General features: G+C 59.9%; 21 protein-coding genes. 8 read left to right on the top strand and 13 right to left on the bottom strand.

The window, feature by feature from the left end; all coding sequences use genetic code 11:
* Nucleotide 1 precedes the first annotated feature (1 nt).
* From B5E42_RS01375 to B5E42_RS01330, 10 genes are all read right to left on the bottom strand, one after another.
* Entirely contained in the window at nucleotides 2-1,795 is a 1,794-nt protein-coding gene (locus B5E42_RS01375) for an ABC transporter ATP-binding protein (RefSeq protein ID WP_087236162.1), read from the bottom strand.
* 58 nt (nucleotides 1,796-1,853) lie between these two features.
* Nucleotides 1,854-2,471 carry a TetR/AcrR family transcriptional regulator gene (locus B5E42_RS01370; RefSeq protein ID WP_087236160.1) on the bottom strand — a complete coding sequence of 206 codons (618 nt, stop codon included), beginning with the start codon at nucleotides 2,469-2,471 and terminating at the stop codon, nucleotides 1,854-1,856.
* Nucleotides 2,472-2,653: 182 nt separating this feature from the next.
* Nucleotides 2,654-2,884 (bottom strand): hypothetical protein, encoded by a 231-nt coding sequence (locus B5E42_RS01365; RefSeq protein WP_087236158.1) that lies wholly within the window; start codon nucleotides 2,882-2,884, stop codon nucleotides 2,654-2,656.
* A 57-nt stretch (nucleotides 2,885-2,941) separates the two neighbouring features.
* A complete protein-coding gene (locus B5E42_RS01360) occupies nucleotides 2,942-5,050 on the bottom strand; it encodes a heavy metal translocating P-type ATPase (RefSeq protein WP_087236156.1) in 2,109 nt (702 codons plus the stop codon).
* A 57-nt stretch (nucleotides 5,051-5,107) separates the two neighbouring features.
* On the bottom strand, nucleotides 5,108-5,368 hold the full coding sequence (locus tag B5E42_RS01355; protein WP_087236630.1) for a DUF6110 family protein: 261 nt from the start codon (nucleotides 5,366-5,368) through the stop codon (nucleotides 5,108-5,110).
* A gap of 217 nt (nucleotides 5,369-5,585) precedes the next feature.
* The gene (locus B5E42_RS01350) at nucleotides 5,586-6,467 is read right to left on the bottom strand and encodes an AraC family transcriptional regulator (protein WP_087236154.1); all 882 of its coding nucleotides are present in this window, start codon (nucleotides 6,465-6,467) and stop codon (nucleotides 5,586-5,588) included.
* Between the two features lie 38 nt (nucleotides 6,468-6,505).
* Complete coding sequence (locus B5E42_RS01345; protein WP_087236152.1) at nucleotides 6,506-6,754, bottom strand: heavy-metal-associated domain-containing protein; 249 nt, start codon at nucleotides 6,752-6,754, stop codon at nucleotides 6,506-6,508.
* Between the two features lie 127 nt (nucleotides 6,755-6,881).
* Nucleotides 6,882-7,697: a class I SAM-dependent methyltransferase gene (locus B5E42_RS01340; protein WP_087236150.1), complete on the bottom strand. Its 816-nt coding sequence runs from the start codon at nucleotides 7,695-7,697 to the stop codon at nucleotides 6,882-6,884.
* A gap of 17 nt (nucleotides 7,698-7,714) precedes the next feature.
* Complete coding sequence (locus B5E42_RS01335; RefSeq protein WP_087236147.1) at nucleotides 7,715-8,227, bottom strand: hypothetical protein; 513 nt, start codon at nucleotides 8,225-8,227, stop codon at nucleotides 7,715-7,717.
* Between the two features lie 38 nt (nucleotides 8,228-8,265).
* Nucleotides 8,266-8,916 carry a class I SAM-dependent methyltransferase gene (locus B5E42_RS01330; protein ID WP_087236145.1) on the bottom strand — a complete coding sequence of 217 codons (651 nt, stop codon included), beginning with the start codon at nucleotides 8,914-8,916 and terminating at the stop codon, nucleotides 8,266-8,268.
* A gap of 236 nt (nucleotides 8,917-9,152) precedes the next feature.
* On the opposite strand from B5E42_RS01330, the gene ahpC reads away from it, so the two are divergent.
* From ahpC to B5E42_RS01290, 8 genes are all read left to right on the top strand, one after another.
* Nucleotides 9,153-9,716 carry an alkyl hydroperoxide reductase subunit C gene (gene ahpC, locus B5E42_RS01325; protein ID WP_087236143.1) on the top strand — a complete coding sequence of 188 codons (564 nt, stop codon included), beginning with the start codon at nucleotides 9,153-9,155 and terminating at the stop codon, nucleotides 9,714-9,716.
* A gap of 3 nt (nucleotides 9,717-9,719) precedes the next feature.
* Nucleotides 9,720-11,339 carry an FAD-dependent oxidoreductase gene (locus tag B5E42_RS01320; RefSeq protein ID WP_087236141.1) on the top strand — a complete coding sequence of 540 codons (1,620 nt, stop codon included), beginning with the start codon at nucleotides 9,720-9,722 and terminating at the stop codon, nucleotides 11,337-11,339.
* A gap of 273 nt (nucleotides 11,340-11,612) precedes the next feature.
* The gene (locus tag B5E42_RS01315; protein WP_087236139.1) at nucleotides 11,613-12,164 is read left to right on the top strand and encodes a DUF3793 family protein; all 552 of its coding nucleotides are present in this window, start codon (nucleotides 11,613-11,615) and stop codon (nucleotides 12,162-12,164) included.
* Nucleotides 12,165-12,206: 42 nt separating this feature from the next.
* Nucleotides 12,207-12,629: a flavodoxin gene (locus tag B5E42_RS01310; RefSeq protein ID WP_087236137.1), complete on the top strand. Its 423-nt coding sequence runs from the start codon at nucleotides 12,207-12,209 to the stop codon at nucleotides 12,627-12,629.
* Between the two features lie 142 nt (nucleotides 12,630-12,771).
* On the top strand, nucleotides 12,772-13,470 hold the full coding sequence (locus B5E42_RS01305; RefSeq protein ID WP_087236135.1) for a class I SAM-dependent methyltransferase: 699 nt from the start codon (nucleotides 12,772-12,774) through the stop codon (nucleotides 13,468-13,470).
* A gap of 11 nt (nucleotides 13,471-13,481) precedes the next feature.
* Nucleotides 13,482-13,802: a hypothetical protein gene (locus tag B5E42_RS01300; RefSeq protein WP_087236133.1), complete on the top strand. Its 321-nt coding sequence runs from the start codon at nucleotides 13,482-13,484 to the stop codon at nucleotides 13,800-13,802.
* Between the two features lie 29 nt (nucleotides 13,803-13,831).
* Nucleotides 13,832-14,476: a GNAT family N-acetyltransferase gene (locus tag B5E42_RS01295; RefSeq protein ID WP_087236130.1), complete on the top strand. Its 645-nt coding sequence runs from the start codon at nucleotides 13,832-13,834 to the stop codon at nucleotides 14,474-14,476.
* Nucleotides 14,473-15,159: a DUF2249 domain-containing protein gene (locus tag B5E42_RS01290; protein WP_087236128.1), complete on the top strand. Its 687-nt coding sequence runs from the start codon at nucleotides 14,473-14,475 to the stop codon at nucleotides 15,157-15,159. The genes B5E42_RS01295 and B5E42_RS01290 overlap by 4 nt, the downstream gene beginning before the upstream one ends.
* Before the next feature lie 89 nt (nucleotides 15,160-15,248).
* Here the strand turns inward: B5E42_RS01290 and B5E42_RS01285 are convergent, their stop codons facing one another.
* The 3 genes from B5E42_RS01285 to B5E42_RS01275 are packed head-to-tail and all read right to left on the bottom strand — an operon-like array spanning nucleotide 15,249 to nucleotide 17,632.
* Nucleotides 15,249-15,827: an ATP-binding cassette domain-containing protein gene (locus B5E42_RS01285; protein WP_087236127.1), complete on the bottom strand. Its 579-nt coding sequence runs from the start codon at nucleotides 15,825-15,827 to the stop codon at nucleotides 15,249-15,251.
* A 3-nt stretch (nucleotides 15,828-15,830) separates the two neighbouring features.
* Nucleotides 15,831-16,580, bottom strand: a complete 750-nt coding sequence (locus B5E42_RS01280) for an ABC transporter permease subunit (protein ID WP_087236125.1) — start codon at nucleotides 16,578-16,580, stop codon at nucleotides 15,831-15,833.
* Between the two features lie 5 nt (nucleotides 16,581-16,585).
* Nucleotides 16,586-17,632: an MqnA/MqnD/SBP family protein gene (locus B5E42_RS01275; protein ID WP_087236124.1), complete on the bottom strand. Its 1,047-nt coding sequence runs from the start codon at nucleotides 17,630-17,632 to the stop codon at nucleotides 16,586-16,588.
* Nucleotides 17,633-17,665 lie beyond the last annotated feature (33 nt).

The following is a 17,665-nucleotide window of genomic DNA, read 5'->3' as shown; positions in this document are numbered from 1 at the left end:
CTCATTTCTCGCTGGTGATCTTCCATTGGACCGCCCGGTTGTAGTCCGCCCACATTTTGGCGTACAGCCCGCCGGCGGCGGTCAACTCTTCATGGGTACCCTGTTCCACCACGCGCCCCTGGTCCAGGACGAGAATCTTGTCCGCTCCCACCACGGTGGACAGGCGGTGGGCGATCATGATGACCGTGCGGCCCTTCGTCAGTCGAGCAAACGCCTTCTGGATCAGAGCCTCGTTCTCCGGGTCGGCAAAGGCGGTGGCCTCGTCCAGCACCACGATGGGGGCATCCTTCAAAATGGCCCTGGCCAGGGCGATGCGCTGCTGCTCCCCGCCGGAGAGATAGGTGCCCTCGGTTCCGATCACGGTGTCCATGCCCTGGGGCAGTTTTTCCAGTATGTCCCCGCACTGGGCGGCCATGAGGGCGGTGAGCACCTGCTCCCGGGTGGCTTCCGGCCTGGCGGCCCGGACGTTCTCCAGGATGGAGGTCTTGAACAGCCGGCTGTTCTGGAACACGAAAGCGATCTGAGCCGTGAGCACATGGGAGTCCATATCCCGCACATCCACACCGCCCACCAGCACCGCGCCGGAGGTCACGTCCCAGAACCGGGGGATCAGGCTGGCGGCGGTGGTCTTGCCGCCGCCGGAGGGCCCTACCAGGGCCACCGTCTGTCCCGGCTCCGCAATGAAAGAGACGTGGGACAAGGCGGGAGTCTCCACCCCGTCATAGGTAAAGTTCACGTCCCGGAACGCTACCTGGCTGCCTTGGGGCGCCTTTGGGTGCTCCGGTGCTTTCAACTCCGGGGCATCCATAACTATGCTGATACGGCCCAGGGCGGTGCTGGCCAGCATGATGCCGGAGGAGGCGAACATGATCCGTGCCAGCGCCGTGGAGATGATGGCGGAGAACACCGCGTAAAAGGCAAAGTCGGTCAAGAATCCAGCGAAACTCCCGGCGACCAGGGCCCCTGGAGCCAGGAACAGGGCCGCCGGAACCAGGAACACGAAGGCCCCCTCGGTGACGCTCAGGTTGATGGACTGGGGCGTCCGGCACACGTCCGCCTGATAGTGCTCGGCCTTGGCGCTGTACTCCTCAATGGCCTGCTGGAACGCCTTGAAGGAATACACCGTCTGCTGGAAGATCTTCACCACCGGGATGCCCCGGACATACTCGGTGCCGGCCTTGGTCATTCGATCCTGGGCCGCCTGGTACTCCGCCATGAACTGAGCGTTCTTGCCGCCCATCATGGCGAACATGCTGAGGATGGAGATTACCGCTGCCAGCAAGCAGGCGCAGCCCATCCGCCAGTCGAAGACGAACATCAGCACCAGCATGGCAATAAACAGGGTGATGGTACCCACGATGTCTGCCAGATTGTGGGCCAGCAGGGTCTCGGTGTCGGCCGCCGCCGCGTCCAGCCGTCCCCGTATGAGGCCGGAGGCGTTGGCGTCGAACCAGCCCAGAGGGGCGTTCATCACATGGGCCACGCCCTGCTTGCGGATGTTGGCCGCCGTGCGGAAAGCCGCCAGGTGAGTACACATCAGCCCCCCGAAGTACAGCACGATGCCCCCGAAGGCAGCCCCGAAGGCCAGCCACCCGTACCGGGCGACGCTCTGGGCCTGCGTCCAGTTTGGAGCAACTTCGATCAGATCCCGGGCCGCCAGCCAGATGCAGAGGTAAGGGATCATGCTGCACACCATGGACGCCGCCGACAGGCCGAGGCCCAGAAAGGTCAGCCCCCGGTGGCTCCCCGCGTAGTCCAGCAGGGCGGCTATATCGTTCTTCTTCTTTTGCTTCATGGAAAAACCTCCTTTTGAAAGTTAGCAATAACTAACCAATATCCAAAAAAGACAGGGGTCATCCCCCCATCAATTTCAGCCATCCTCCGGTGTAAAACTGGCGGAACTGTTCCACGTCCCGCTGTGCCTGCTCCCGGGGCATATCGTGGACCACGATCTCAAAGAGGCCGCTGAACATCCCGCTGGCGATGATGTGGCACAGGGACCGGCTCAGTTCCGGCACATCCCGCCCCAGATGCCGCAGCACTTCCATATAGCGGAGGGTGGATTCCACCTCCACCTCCACCATGTTGTGGATGAATTGCTCATAGCCGGTGCCCTCCGCCCGGCACAGGAGCAGCTTCACTGCCTGGCGGTGCTGGCAGATGTAGTCCACCATCCAGTGGACACAGTCCGAGGATTCTATCCCCATATGCTCCGGCTGCTGTTCCTCGGGCAACTCAGCAAAGGAGGTCTGGGCCTCCATGAACCGGCCCATCAGTGCCTTGGCGTGGGGTTCTACAATAGAGGCAAATAGAGCCTCCTTGCTGGAGAAGTAGCCATAGAAAGCTCCGGTAGTTACCCCGGCGTTCTTCACGATCTGCCGCAGGGAGGCCCCCAGAAAGCCCTTGTCCAGAAATTCGGTCATGGCCGCCTCCTGGATCCTTTCCAATGTGGTGGGAGTGTTCTCTTCCATTGTGGCAGCCTCCTTATAGCAGCGTTATATAACAATGCTATAGTATAGCTGTCGGATCCATTTGTCAAGAGGTGGAAGGAAATTCTCCACGGAGCACATGGAAGGAAATTCCCCAAAGAGCACGATGAGAAATGCCCCGGCGTACAACTGCACGCCGGGGCATTCGAGAATAAAATCGTTGCTTACGGTTTGCGCCGGAAAAGATACGCCGCGCCGAAGAGTCCCAGAAGAACACCGCCCAGGATCTGAAAGCCCGTTACCGCGCTCTGCATAAGCAGTACATAGCTCTGGGTGTCCATCCCACCATAAACCGAAAGATAATTTCCAATATAGGCGTTTCCCAGCGGTACTGCCAGCAACACCAGCAGCGCACCGGCCACGGCGCCAATCAGATAGAATATTTCCTTCTTCATATCCAACCCTCCGTTCAGTCGATGATGGAAATAAACTCATGCGGGATCTTCCGAACTTTACAGATCCTTCAGCACCTTTGTCGCCTGACCGGCTACCGGTAGTGCGCTCATGCTGTGAAGGCTTACTCCAAGAGTGGACAGGTTATGTAGCATGGCGGAGGTGGCCGGAGGCAGGATACCCACTATGCCCAGGCCGATGAGGGCCCCGTTGAAGCCGATGACAAAGCGGTAGTTGTTCTGGATGCGGTTCATCAGGGCCATGGCCAGCTGCCGCAGGCGCACCAGCTCCCACAGGCTGTCGGCGGCGATGGTGATGTCGGCGATCTCCCGGGCGATAGCCGCCCCGTCACTGATTGCGATACCCGCATCCGCCTCGGAGAGGGCCGGGGAGTCGTTGATGCCGTCTCCCACCATGAGGACGGTATGGCCCTCACGCCGCAGGGCGGACACATACTCCGCCTTGTCCGCCGGGAGCACTCCGGCCCGAAAGTCGTCTACCCCCAATTCCTTGGCAATGGCGGCGGCGGTGCGGGGGCTGTCCCCGGTGAGCATGACGGCGTTCTGAACGCCCAGGCTCCGCAGGGCGGATAGCACGTCCTCCGCCTCCTCCCGCAGGGGATCGGAGATGCAGAGCACGGCGGAGAGCACCCCGTCAATGGCCAGATACAACTGAGAGAACTCCGGGGGCAGTGCGTCGAACTTCTCCTGCTCTCCCTCCGGGATGGTCACCTTTTCATCTTCAAAGATGAAGTGGGCGCTGCCGATGCGTACCTGCTCCCCATCCACCGAACTAGCGATGCCGTGAGCCACCAGGTATTCCACCTTCGCATGGCGTTCCTCATGGTTCAGGCCGCGGCGGCGGGCCTCCTCCACCACGGCGTTGGCCATGGAGTGGGGGAAGTGCTCCTCCAGGCAGGCGGCCAGACGGAGCATCTCCGCCTCCTCCATGCCATTGAAGGGAATGACCCGGGCCACCCGGGGGCAGGCGTGGGTGAGGGTGCCGGTCTTGTCAAAGACGATGGTATCCGCTTTTGCCACCGCCTCCAGGAATTTACCGCCCTTGACAGTGATGTGCTCCCGTCCCGCCTCCCGCATGGCGGAGAGCACCGCCAGGGGCATGGCCAGCTTCAGGGCGCAGGAGAAGTCCACCATGAGCACCGACAGGGCCCGGGTCACGTTCCGGGTGAGGGCCAGGCTCAGCAGGCTCCCGGCGAAGGTGTAGGGCACCAGCTTGTCCGCCAAGCCGGATGCCTTGGCCTCGGCGGCGGACTTCATCTGCTCGGACCGCTGGATCATCTCCACGATCTGGTCGTAGCGACCCTGGCCGGAGACCTGTTTTACCTCCAGGACGCACTCGCCCTCCTCCACCACGGTTCCGGCGTACACCGCGCCGCCGGAATGCTTGGCCACAGGGACGGACTCGCCGGTGAGGGATGCCTGGTTGACGGTGACCTCCCCTTCCGCCACCACGCTGTCCAGGGGGATAACGCCCCCGGCCCGGACCACCACCCGGTCGCCGGGCCTGATCTGTCCGATTGGGGTAAGCACCTCGCCGGCCTCAGTTTTCAGCCACACCCGATCCACATGGAGGGACAGGCTTTCCGCCAGGTCGGCCACGGACTTCTTCCGCGTCCAATCCTCCAGCAACTCGCCGATCTCCAGCAGGAACATGACGGTGCCGGCGGTTCCAAAGTCCCGGCGGCATGCGGAGATGCCGATGGACAGGGCGTCCAGCAGTTCCACCTTGATTTTTCGCCGCCCCAGGCATCGAATGCCTTTGTGAAGGAATGGTACCATGTGCCAGACCACCCGGGCGATCCGCAGCGGGGCAGGCAAAAACAGGGCGGCGGCCCCCTTCATCAGCACCTTGCCCACCAGTTTTTCTTGAAACTCCCGGTTCAGTTCCCGGGTGCTGTGGCTGGGAAGGGTAACCGCTTCCTCCGCCCCGGCCCAGGTGAAGCCGCCGATAGCGGATAGCACCGTCTCCCGATCTCCCGCGTAGGTCACGATGACGCAGCCGGTGCGCTCATGGACCACGGCCTCTCTCGTCCAAGGTTGGCCCTTCAGCCAGGTCTCCAGCAGGTCTGCCTGCCGGAGGGTCATATTTTTCTGCCGGAGCCGCAGGCGCATCCGGCCCCGGCTCTCATGTACGATGGTCGCTCTCATAATCGATCTCTCCTCATGGAAAAAGGGAGCCGCTTACCGGCTCCCTTCCGCGGTTTTTCAGGCCTCCTGGCCCTCTACCTGAGCCTCGGCTTCCTTGGCGGCCCGGGCCTCGTTGATGTCCTTGGCGGCGGCCAGGATGTCGGCGGCGTTCTCCTGGACAGAGGTAACGGTCTCCATTACGCTGTCCTTCATCCGCAGGCCGGCGGCGGTAATGTGGGTATAGGCCTTCTTGGCGTCCTTGCTGGCAAGCAGCTTCACGCCGGCGGAGCCGAACAGAGCGCCGCCCACGAAGCAGGCCAGTTTGACATAGTGCTTCATCATGAGAGATTCTTCCTTTCTGCTATGTACTTATTTGCGCTTGTAGCCCGTGATCATCACCATGACCATGCAGATCACGGCGCCCCAGGCCCAGAAACGATGCTGCTTCATCAAGATCTCCTCCTATCAGGAAACAAGCTTAGCTCTTAGCGTATTTAAATAATATAGCAGATATCCCTCTCAAGCACATCTCTGAATCGGTCAAATAGTTGCCTGTTTAGACATTTTTGCGATACTGGCCCGGTGTCAGCCCATATTGCTGCCTGAAAGCAGCGATAAATTGACTGACACTGCTATAGCCCACTGCTTTGGCCACGCCTTCCAGGCTTAGCTCGGTCGTGTGCAGCAACTCCGCCGCCCGTTCCATCCGCCGCTGGCGCAGCCAAGTATGGACCGGCAGACCGTAAAGGCGGCGGAATCCCTCCTTTACGGTAGTGGCGGAGAGACAGGCCCGGCGGCTCAAGGCCGGAATGGTGAGATGCTCGTCCAGGTGTTCCTCCATATACCGGCGGATCTCTGCTAGCGACTGGGCGACACCCCGGTCCAGCATCGGACCCAAGAGGGCTTCCGTTCTCTGTTCATCCTGGGCAGAGAGCAGATAGAGCAGTTCCACTGACTTCCACACGCACCAGCGGGCCCGCTCGCTCTGGGGCAGACGTTCCAGGTCGGCAAAGGCCGCCCGGCTCCAGTGGGTGGGCCCCTCCACGGCGCAGCCGCCCCGGCTGGTCATCCACCGCCGTACCCGGCTTGTGTCCAGGATCAAGCCGCCCAGCAGATTACATATGGTTTCCAAACTCTCTCGGGCGCCCCGGGCGTCTACCGCCACGAGAATTCCTTCCAGAGGCGCATCCACGCTGGCCCCGGTCAGATTGGAGAGATCGGTGAGACTCAGCACCTGCCGGGCGCCAGCTGTCAGGGATGACCCGTCTCGCCGGGTCAAGGTCACGGCGCCCCGCAGACAGAACAGGGTCTCAAAGTGCAGGGGGGCCAGTTGGAGAGGCAGGGGGAAAGTCCCCTCCTCCAGGGAGAACAGGCAGGCCCGTGCGCCGGGCATCACCTGAGCCCAGTCTCCCCGATCCGCCAGAAATTCCGCCAGCAAAATTCTCCCCCCTCTCCATCTGTCGGTATCCCGGCTCTTTACCGGCCGAACAGTCCCTTCTTTTCCCAAGGCTCCTTCCGGATCTCCCCCACCTCATATCCGGTGGCGGAAATGGCCGTGCGCAGGGCATCCTCGTCCAGTTCCGTCTCTGCGATCACCGTGGTCTCTTTTTTACTCCGGGACGAGGTGACCTTCTTCACCGGAAACGCCTTCCGTACCGCGTCGTTTACATGGCTTTCGCACATGCCGCACATCATGCCTTCCACATGGACCGTGTACTTCCACATCGTCTATCCCTCCACTGTTTTTAAAGTTCAGTTTGCTGTTTCCAGCATATGCAGCAGCCTCAACGACTTTCGCATCACTGCCGGCATCCTGCTGGAAGATGCGTCAGGGAATGCGTTGCCATATCCATCACTTTCGCCCAACCAGCATCCGAGACTCTCCCAGCATCATCATGGCCGCCCGCCGCTGGGAACCGAACACCTCCGTGGCGGTATCCACCAGCCGCACCTCCTGAAATCCGGCCTCCCGCAGATCCTGGGCAAAGGCCTCCATGTCCCCGTACATCCGGGGCTTCATATCGTCATTCAGGGCAAATACCCCACCGGGCTTTAATACCCGCAGGGTCTCCCGCAGCAGTGCTTGCTTATCCGCGCCGGTAATATTGTGATAGACATAGTTGCTTACGACCGCGTCAAAGGTATCATCGGGGAAGTCCAGCTGATGGGCGTCCCCGTGCTGAAACCGGCACCGGGTCGCTACACCCTCACTGGCGGCGTTCTTCTCGCACATGGGCTGGCCGTAGCCGTATGCCACGCCCCAATAGTCGATACCGGTGACTTGCGCTTCCGGCCAGGTGAGGGCCGCCCGGATGGACAGGGCGCCGGAGCCGCAGCCCACATCCAGCAGCGTCCCCTTGCCATCGAAGCCCAGGTGGGCGAGCAGGCACTGGTGGGTCCGCTCCATCATCCCACCGCCGCCGAAAGCGTATTGTTTGCGTATCCAGCCGCACCAACAGAGCAGGGCCAGAAATGCTGCGGCGGCCACCGAAAAAACCGCTCCTAGCCATGGCAGCCGGAACACTGTGAAGGACAGCACCGCCAGCACAACAGATAGGACCAGCAGACCGCCGATCATGTAAAAGACCGGGTTGGACATCCAACTTCCATAGTCCTCGCCGTGAGTACCAAGGTGGATCTCCTCATGTCGGGATTTTTCATGTTTCATCCGACCATCTCCTCGTATCATAATTTCTGCAATAACAGTCCCAATCCCGCCTGAGCCGCCGCCAGCAGCGGGCACAGCAAAAGCGGCCACTGGAGCAGATGCTCCGGTAACGCATAATCCTTCATCCATGCCTTGAACTCATAGCCGGGATGTCCCTCTGTGCCAGAGATCACAAAACGGTTTTTCGTCTTTTTCTGGATCAGCCACACATCAAGGAAAAACAGATCGCCTAGGTTGACCATCATCCACTGGATGTAGCCCGTCAACGCCAGGCGCCAAAAACCATGTGTCCCGCCCGCCACCTCGCTGAGGGCGCCGTAAAGCAACAGCGGGAGCCATTCCCACAAGATGATCCACCGCCAATATCCGGCAGCTTCTCGCTTTGTAGGCGGCTCCTTGGCCGCCTTGATGATGGCGGACGGATAGCAGGGAAACATCAGCCGGGGCTTATACAGTGCAGCCGCTGCGGCGAACAGGTTAAAATAGGCCGCCATAGCGAGCCCGTCCAAGATGCTGCGCGTCCAGTTCATAGAAATCCTCCCGCATTTTTCATAAGGGACCTCTCTTGTTATTTATTGCCTGAACACCCCGCATCCTCCCGGATCGCCAGCACACAGAGCCAGTGTCTTTTCGCATCCCGCTTCACGATGACCTTAGAAAAACCAGCCTCGGTGAGAAAGGTGACAAACTGGCTCCGGTTGAATATCTTCATCCCATCAATGACAGAAAGCCACCTGCTGTCTCGGGGATTTTCTCCGTCCACTTCATTGACGATCAGAAAGATGCCGCCCGGCCGCAAGATGCGGTACACCTCCCGGAAACTCTCCGTGGGGCCGGGCCAGAAATATACCGTTTCAAAGGCAGTCGCCAGATCAAATGCCCTATCCTCGAAAGGGAGGCGAGAAACATCTCCCTGTATGACACGGCAGCGGCCGGCCTGCAGTTCTTCCTGATTGATATTTCTGGCCTTTTCCACGGATATTTCCGAATAGTCCAGGGCGGTGACAGTTGCGGCAGGGTATTTTCGCAGAAGGGCCCGGATGTTTCGGCCGCCGCCGCAGCCCAGTTCCGCAATCCTGACGGGACCTGTTTTCGGCAAACAGCCCAGTCCCCAGTCCGCCAGGGCGGCATGGGCATAATTCATGCTGGCTACCATGCACTTGCCCAGAAAACCTTCCGGTTTTCGTGTGTTGCGAAGGAAAGATCGAAAAAGTTCCATAGGCACCCTCATCCCTCAAAATAGGTTAGCAATAACTAACCCAAGAGCAGTATACACCTGCTTAACGCAAAAATCAAGCCCGCCGACTTATTATAGAAGCGGTTTTATTGAGTCGAGCGATACATATTCAGAGCCGTGCGCACTCCCTCTTGACAAGGAGATAGAAAACCCTATATAATTCTTTTACGGTTAGCGACAGCTAACTTCAAGAAATATGAATGGAGGTTGAATCACCCATGTCCCTGATTCAGAAAGAAATTGCCGATTTCACCGTACAGTGCTACCAGAACAACGCTTTCCGAGCTGTCTCCAAGGCGGACATCCTGGGCAAGTGGAGCGTGTTCTTCTTCTATCCTGCCGATTTTACCTTTGTGTGCCCCACAGAATTGGAGGATCTGGCCAATCTCTATGAGAAATTCCAGGCCATCGGCTGCGAAATCTACTCTGTTTCCTGCGATACCCATTTCGTCCATAAGGCGTGGCATGACGCTTCCGAGCGCATCCAGAATATCCAGTATCCCATGCTGGCCGACCCCACCCATTGTCTGGCCAAAGATTTTGAGGTCTATATCGAGGCGGACGGCGTGGCCGAGCGGGGCAGCTTCATCGTGAACCCCGAAGGGAAAATCGTGGCTTATGAGGTCAACGCCGGCAATGTGGGCCGGAATGCCGATGAACTTCTGCGGAAGGTGCAGGCCTGCCAGTTCGTGGCGGAGCATGGAGACGAGGTGTGCCCGGCGAAGTGGCAGCCTGGCGCCGAGACCCTGAAGCCCAGCCTGGATCTGGTGGGGCAGTTGTAAGCCATGGAGCGGATGGAAAATCTCTACGATGTCGTGGTCATCGGAGGAGGGCCGGCGGGACTCACCGCCGCCCTCTATCTGGCCCGGGCCCGCTACCGGGTCGTGGTCGTGGAAAAGAACCACTTCGGCGGGCAGATCACCATTACCGCAAAAGTGGTCAATTTCCCCGGGGTGGAGCGAACCAGCGGCGCCGCGCTCACGGAAACGATGCGGAAACAGGCCGAGTCCTTCGGTGCGGAATTCCTCCTGGCGGAGGTCACCGAACTGGATCTGAGCGGTGATGTGAAGACTGTGCGCACTGGGCGTGGCGATTTGAAGTGCTTCGGCGTCCTGCTGGCCACCGGCGCCCATCCCCGTATGGTGGGGTTCCAGGGTGAAGCACAGTTCCGGGGGCGGGGAGTTGCCTATTGCGCCACCTGCGATGGGGAGTTCTTTACCGGCAAGGATGTCTTTGTGGTGGGCGGCGGCTTCGCGGCCGCTGAGGAGAGCGTGTTTCTTACCAAGTACGCCCGCCATGTGACCATCCTGATCCGGGGCGATGGCTTCACCTGCGCCCAGACCACGGCGGACGCCGCCCGGAACCATGAGAAGATCACAGTCCTCACCAACACAGTGGTGGAGGAGGTGTCCGGTGACACCGCCCTGCGGTTCATCCGCTATCGCAACACAAAGACCGGCCAGGTGACCAAGCACCACGCGGCGGACGGAGAGGCTTTCGGCGTCTTCGTCTTTGCCGGATATGAGCCGGCCACGGAGCTGGTGCAAGGGCTGGCGGAGTTGGACGAGCAGGGCTATATCCTCACCGACCGCAGCCAGAAGGCCACGGCGGACGGCCTGTATGCCGCCGGGGACGTATGTGTCAAGCCCCTGCGGCAGGTGGTCACCGCTGTGGGAGACGGCGCCCTGGCCGCCACGGAGCTGGAGCGGCTGTGCGCCGCCATGCAGGCCAAGACCGGCCTCCATCCTCAGCCACCGGCCAGCTGGATTGCAGTGCCGGAAACCCTGACGAAAATAGGCAGCGACCTTTTCACAGGAGATATGCTCTCCCAGCTCCATACCGTATTCGCCCGAATGGCCGCGCCATTGATTCTGCGTCTGTATCTGGATGAAACGCCCCTCTCCGCCGAACTGCGGCAATACATGGATGAGCTGGCGGCCCAGAGCGGGAAATTATCTGTTGAAGTGGGTGACCCCGCCAGTGCGGACCATCTGCCCTGCGTCCGGGTCTGCCGGGCGGACGGCAGCTGGACGGGCCTTGCCTTCCACGGCGTCCCCGGCGGCCATGAGTTCACCTCTTTCGTCCTCGGACTCTATAACGCCGCCGGGCCGGGACAGGCTTGGGACGAAGAGAGCCGGGCCGCGATCCAGGCGATCCAGAAACAGACGGATTTGCAGATCCTGGTCTCGCTGTCCTGCACCATGTGTCCGGAACTGGTGACGGCGGCCCAGCGCATTGCCGCGGAAAATCCGAACATCACCGCCCAGGTCTACGACCTGAACCACTTCCCCGACCTGCGGGAAAAGTACCAGGTCATGAGCGTCCCCTGCCTGGTGGTCAACAGCGGGGAGCAGGTCTCCTTTGGCAAGAAGAGCATCCGGCAACTGTTGGAATTGCTGACTTAACGGAGCCAGCGGTACCCATCATCAATATTGCGCGGAGAAGATTAGAAAAGAGGCGGTACGATGAACGAGGCAGTACAGTCTTTGGGATATGGCTTGGCCGCTTTGCTGTTCTGTGCTGTCATCTGCGCGATCTGTCAGATGATTAAAAAGCTCGCATATTGGTTCTTACACCATGAGAAGCCACAGTCTCATAACAGTCATAAAAAACTGCTTTGACGTGAATATCGCACAGCGTCAAACAGAAAGTCCATTTCTTTTCGGGGGATAAAGCTTATGTCAGAAGACCTGGTCATTCGCCACTGCGCCCCGACTTTGGCAGGGATCAAAACCGGAAACCTGTTTTCCTGCGCCTGCCCCTGCAAAGCCGCACTGACAAAAGAATTATGCCGCTTGAACAGGAAGCTGGTCCCCAAGGGGATCCGCGCCCTGCCGCTGAGAGTTCAGAAAGGCCGTGCCCTTATCTATGTCTACCGGCCCAATGCGCTGGAGTGTGATCTGGCAGATCACTGTTCCAGGGGACTGCTCCTGCAATATGGTTATACGCCGGAAGATTCCAACCGGTGTGTGATCCACCTGATCCAACGTCTGCGGTCGGACGGAGAATTCCCCCATGAGATCGGCCTGTTTCTCAGCTATCCGCCGGAGGATGTCCTGGGTTTCATTCTCAATAAAGCGTGCAATCACAAGTGCGTTGGCTGCTGGAAGGTCTACGGTGATGAACAAGCGGCCAAGTGTATCTTTCGAAGGTACAAAAAATGCAGCAAAATCTATTCCCAGCAGTGGGAACAGGGGAAGTCCATCGAGCAGCTCACGGTAGCTGGCTGATGTTTTCCAAATCCAAGTAAATCAGAAAGGTTGTTGATTCTTATGAGCAAAATCGCAGTTGTTTATTGGAGCGGCACCGGCAACACCGAGGCCATGGCCGCGGCGGTCGTGGAAGGTGCCAAGGAAAAGGGGGCCGAGGTGTCCCTGCTCACCGCCTCCGAGTTTTCCCCCGAGCAGGTCAGCGAGTATGACGCCATTGCCTTTGGCTGCCCCTCCATGGGGTCGGAGCAGCTGGAGGAGAGTGAGTTTGAGCCCATGTTTACCGCCTGTGAGGGCCGGCTGAGCGGGAAGAGCATCGCCCTGTTCGGTTCCTACGGATGGGGCGACGGCGAATGGATGCGCAGCTGGGAGGCCCGGTGCAACGACGACGGGGCAAACCTCGTCTGTGACAGCGTGATCTGCAACGAGGCTCCGGATGAGGAGGCCCTGTCGGCCTGCCGGGCCCTGGGCGCGGCCCTCGCCTGAGAAAACAGAGAGGCGCCGGCATCCTTCATGGTCATCTACTCGTTTCTCTCAACACATTTGCTCCTCGCGGGGACTTGCAATCTTTTGCGGGTTGTAGTATCTTATGGTTAGCAGATACTAACCACAAAAGAGGCATCGCACCATGAAGGAATCTGAATTGGCTTTTTGGCAGAAGACTGCCCGGCATTATACCAGGTCCATGGACCGCTCCGCACCGCTGTACGCGGCGGTGTGTGAGCGGATCCGGCCCCATCTCTCCCGGGATATGAACGTGCTGGAGCTGGCCTGCGGCACGGGGCAGCTGTCCTTTCCGCTCTCGCCCTATGTCCGGCTCTGGGAGGCCACGGACGCCGCTCCCGCTATGATCCAGGAGGCGAAAAAGCGGATCGGCTCCTCACGCCTCCACTTCTCTGTCCAGGATGCCGCCCATCTGCCCTACGCGCCGGAGTCCTTCGACGCGGTGGTCATCGCCAATGCCCTGCACATCCTGCCGGAGCCGGATCGCGTGCTCCGGGAGATCCAGCGGGTTCTGAAGCCGGGCGGATGGTTGTTTGCCCCTACCTTTGTCCACGGCGGAGGGCGGCTGGCAAGGCTTCGCACCTGGTGTATGGAGCGAACCGGTTTCCATGTTTACCACCGCTGGAACGCTGGAGAGTTTGTCTCCTATCTGTCCATGCACGATTTCTGGGTGGTGGAGCACGCACTGCTGGGCGGCCGTGTGCTGCCCCTTTGTTGCGCCGCCTGCCGGTGGACACCGGCGGAACGGATCACCGCGCAGAGCAGGAGTGAAGGACGCCTGCACGGGAGATATCCAGGAACAGGACTGGGAACCGCTGAATAGGGGGGATTGTTTTGAAACGGTGGAAAACGGTTCTGGCTGCGCTTGCTATCTTTTGCCTGCTAACCGGCTGCGGGATGATGAATCACGGGGATGCAGAAAGCGAGTCACCGTCCCCGTTGGAGGGACCTGCGGCAACGGAAGGATTCACGCCGGCAGCAGACTCCACCTGGGGAGACCTGTTCCGTCACTTTGACCCGGAGGGGTTTTCCAAACTTCCAGCGGATGTTCAATCTGAATTTGACCGCACCTTGCTGACAGAACAGTCTCCCCAACTCGTCTTGAAAGAGGGCGGGAAGTGGACATTCGAGTGGCAACCGTTTCGGAATAACTGAAGTAAGACTCACATACGGGGAGCACGATCATGGTGTTTACGATCCGTCCATACGCAGAAAGAGACGCCGCGGCCTGCGGTGAGTGCCTGTATGAAGGCTTTTTTACGGCCCCTATAGATCATTGCGACAAGTTCCTGTTGCGGGATTATGCCCAGGTCTTGATTGAAAAATGCAACTTCACCTTTGTTGCGGAGGCGGAGGATGGGCAGGTCGTGGGGTTCGTTTGCGGGAAATACGACAAAGCCTTCGACCGAACTTTGGCAAACCGATATGGGTGCAAAAGGCACTATGGCTTGTGGTGCAGGATGTTTCTCAAATACTATTTGAAGCGTTATAAAATGTCGGAGTGTTTTCAGAAACAATGGGATCATTTCTTCTCCCAATTACAGGAGCGGGACAGCAAGGCCTTCGGAGCCTGCGACCTGGAGCTTGTGGCGCTTGCGTCCAAAGCAGCCTATCGGAAAGGGCTTGGGACGGCCTTGGTCACACAGTTTCTGTCCAGAGCCAAGGCTGACGGTGCGGACACCGTGCGTCTGCTGACCAATACGCTGGCGTCATGGGAATTTTATGAGAAGCGCGGCTTTGCGAGGGTGGCCGAAACGCCGTTCCGGGATGGCTCCGAAAACCGGACCATTATCTATGAATACCGAATCAAGGGGGCAGACAGCGCATGAGTTACGAAAATTGGAAAGATCAGGCGCCCAACTTCCAGGTCGTCGATGTACGCCATCTGCAGGGGAACTTTTTCCCGGGCCTGAAGCAGAAAGCAATGGGACTGGAAGTAGGCGAGGGCTTCACCGTCATCCAGACCTTTGAGCCCCACCCGCTCTATGCCGCCATGGAGGCCCTTGGGTTTGAACACCATACCGAGCAGGCCGGGCCGGCTGAATTTCATGTTTCGTTCTGCCGTGTGGAGAAAAAGGACGGCGGGGAGGATACGCCCTTCAAGCCCCTGGCCCTGCTCAACTATCCCATGATCGACGAGGAGCTGGGCCGGATCGCGGCGGACTTCTGGTCGCTGACCTGGCAGAGCGAAAAGCGGACGCTGCCTTATGAAATGCGGCTGCTCCTCTCCCTGGCCAACGCCGTGGGCGCCGGACGGATGCGGCAGGCCACAAGAGAGCTGATCAAAGCCTATGCCTGCGGGGTGGAGTCAGCGGCCCTGGACGATGTGTTTGAGCTGCTGGCCTGGAACCAGGGGATCGGTTATTTCAGTTCGGAGATCGGTCCCTCCACTCTGTTCCAAGCCTATAAGCTGATCAAGCAGCAGGAAAAACAGGGGGCGGAGCGGCCCCGGATCTGCCAGATGCTGCGTGAAAAATTCGGTGAGAAGAACGCGGAGGTAACGGTTCTTTGAGCCGCGTCATGAAAAAAGTGGATGCCCTTCCGGCATCCACTTTTTCTGCTTTTCTGCTTTTGTTGTACCCTTGCCGGCACGTCGGGGGTTCAGGACAGCTCCAGCCGCTGTACGGCGCCCATAGCCTCCAGTTCCGTCGGGTCGTGGGTGACGAACAGCACCGTCCTTCCGGCGCACCGTCGGCGGGTGTCCGCCATGACGATCTCCTTGGTTTTCCGATCCAGGCCCTTAAAGGGTTCGTCCAGGAACAGCAGGTCGTACTCCGTCAGCAGTGCCCGGAGGATGGCGACCCGGCGGCGCATCCCGCCGGACAGCTCCCGGGCGGGCTGGCGCGGGCAGTCCGTCAGCCCCACGGTGGCCAGGGCGGCTTCCGCCGCCTCCCAGCTCAAAGCCGGGGTCACCAGGCGGAGGTTAGACACCGGATTCAGGTTCTCACACAACCGGTCCTCCTGAAACACAGCGCTCAGGCGCAGACCATCCAGGCCCGTGATGATCCCCCGGTCCGGCGTCTCCAGTCCCATGAGGATCCGCAGCAGGGTGGTCTTGCCCGCACCGGAGGGGGCCATGAGTCCGGTGACCTGTCCCGCCGGCAGAGCGGCGGAAAAGTCCCGGAGGACCTGTTTCCCGTCAAAGGCCTTGCACAGGCCCCGGATCACAATATCCTGCATGGCTCACATCCTCTCCAGGGCGCGTTCTCCCCGCTTCAACAGAGCCAGGAATACCTTTTCAAATATCAGGCTCACCAGCACGATCACCAGCGTCCAGGCAAACAGGTCCGGCGTGTTCAGATAGATTTTGGCCTGCTGGAGCTGTTCGCCGATGGAGCCGTCTGGCATACCAATGACCTCGGCGGCGATGCCGGACTTCCAGCACAATCCCAGGGCGGAGCCGCAGGCCGACCGGAAGTATGGGAGCACCTGGGGCAGATACACGTAGCGGATGCCGCGGAGTGCGGGGACGCGGAACACCCGGGCCATCTCCAGCAGCTGCGGATCGGCGGCCCGGATGCCGCTCAACAGATTGGTATAGAGGACCGGCAGGACGATCAGGAAGGAGATCAGCACCGCCAGATTCTTGGAGGAAAACAGGATCAGCGCCAGAATGATAAAGGAGGCCACCGGAATGGACTTGATGGCCAGGAGGGCTGGCGCCAGCAGCTCCTCCACCCGGCGGAACCGGGCGGACAGAGCCGCCAGCACAACTCCGGCCGCTGTTCCAAGCAGGAAACCCGCTGTGATGCGCACCAGGGAATACCAGATGGCGCCCCAAAAATCCAGCGTGGGGATCAGTTCCGTCAGCCGCGCCAGCACACGGAGGGGAGAGACCAGGATGATGCGCTGATCGATGGCCATGGCGCCTGCCTGCCACAGGAGCAACCAAAAGATTACAGCCCAGGCCCGTATGGTTCGGCGGCCTTTCATGAAAGTCAGCGGCTGAAGTAAAAGGCGTCGTCAGGCAGGGCGCCGCCCACGGACTGAGGATTCTGCTCGAACAAAACCGACAGATAGCCGGACAGCTTCTCCTTCATCTCGGCTCCCTCAATGAAAACAATGTTGCACTCCGGCAGGGCCTTCTGTGCCACTTCGGCGGTGACGATCTCATACTGGCCCACCAGCTGGGCGGCCTCCTCCACATTGGAGTTGACATAGTCCACCGACTCCTGATAGTGGTCCAGGAAGGCAGATACCACCTCCGGATGCTCCTCTACAAAGGTGGTCCGGGCCACCACCACGCCAGTGACCAGGGTGGAGGGCGTCTCGCTGTCAGCCTGAAGGGCGTCCCACTCCTCCGTCAGATCCAGCGCCACCCGCAGGCTCTCGCTCTGGGCCTGGGCGGTGGTGACGAAGGGCTGGGGCAGCATGGCGATGGCGTTCTCCTCCGCCATCAGGGCGGAAAGGCACTCGGCCTGCTCGCTTTTCCACTCAATGGTCACATCCGCGGAGGGGTCGATACCGTTCTGGGTCAGCACATAATTCAGGGCGGCCTCCGGTGTGTTTCCCTTGCCGCTGGCGTAAATGGTCTTGCCCCGGAGGTCCTCCACGGAGTGTACCGTGTCTCCGCTCTCCACAATGTAAAGCACGCCCAGCGTATTGATGGCCAGCACCTGCACGCCGCCCTCGGTGTTGTTGTAAAGGACAGAAGCCAGGTTGGCGGGGACGGCGGCGATATCCGTGGTCCCCTGCGCCAGGGCGGCAGACACCTCATCGGTGGCGGCGGTGATATTAAAGTGATAGTTGTTGTCTGTGATCGTTCCACTGTCCGCTTCATTCATGAACTCCACCATGCCCATTGCGGTGGGGCCCTTCAGGGCCATCACGTTGACGTCGATCGGATCGGCCATCTCTGTCACGTCGGATGGCGTGCTGCTCGAACCGGGCGTTTCCGAGGTGCCGGCATCCCCGGCGGTGGAGCAGCCTGCCAGCAGCGCGGCAGACAGGGACAGGACACAGAGCAGAGAGAGCAATTTTTTCATACCGTTGTTCCTTTCTAAATGTTCATCATTTTG

The sequence above is a fragment of the Flavonifractor sp. An10 genome (assembly GCF_002161215.1).
GTDB lineage: Bacteria > Bacillota > Clostridia > Oscillospirales > Oscillospiraceae > Flavonifractor > Flavonifractor avistercoris.
This window is presented reverse-complemented; position numbering and strand designations above follow the sequence as displayed.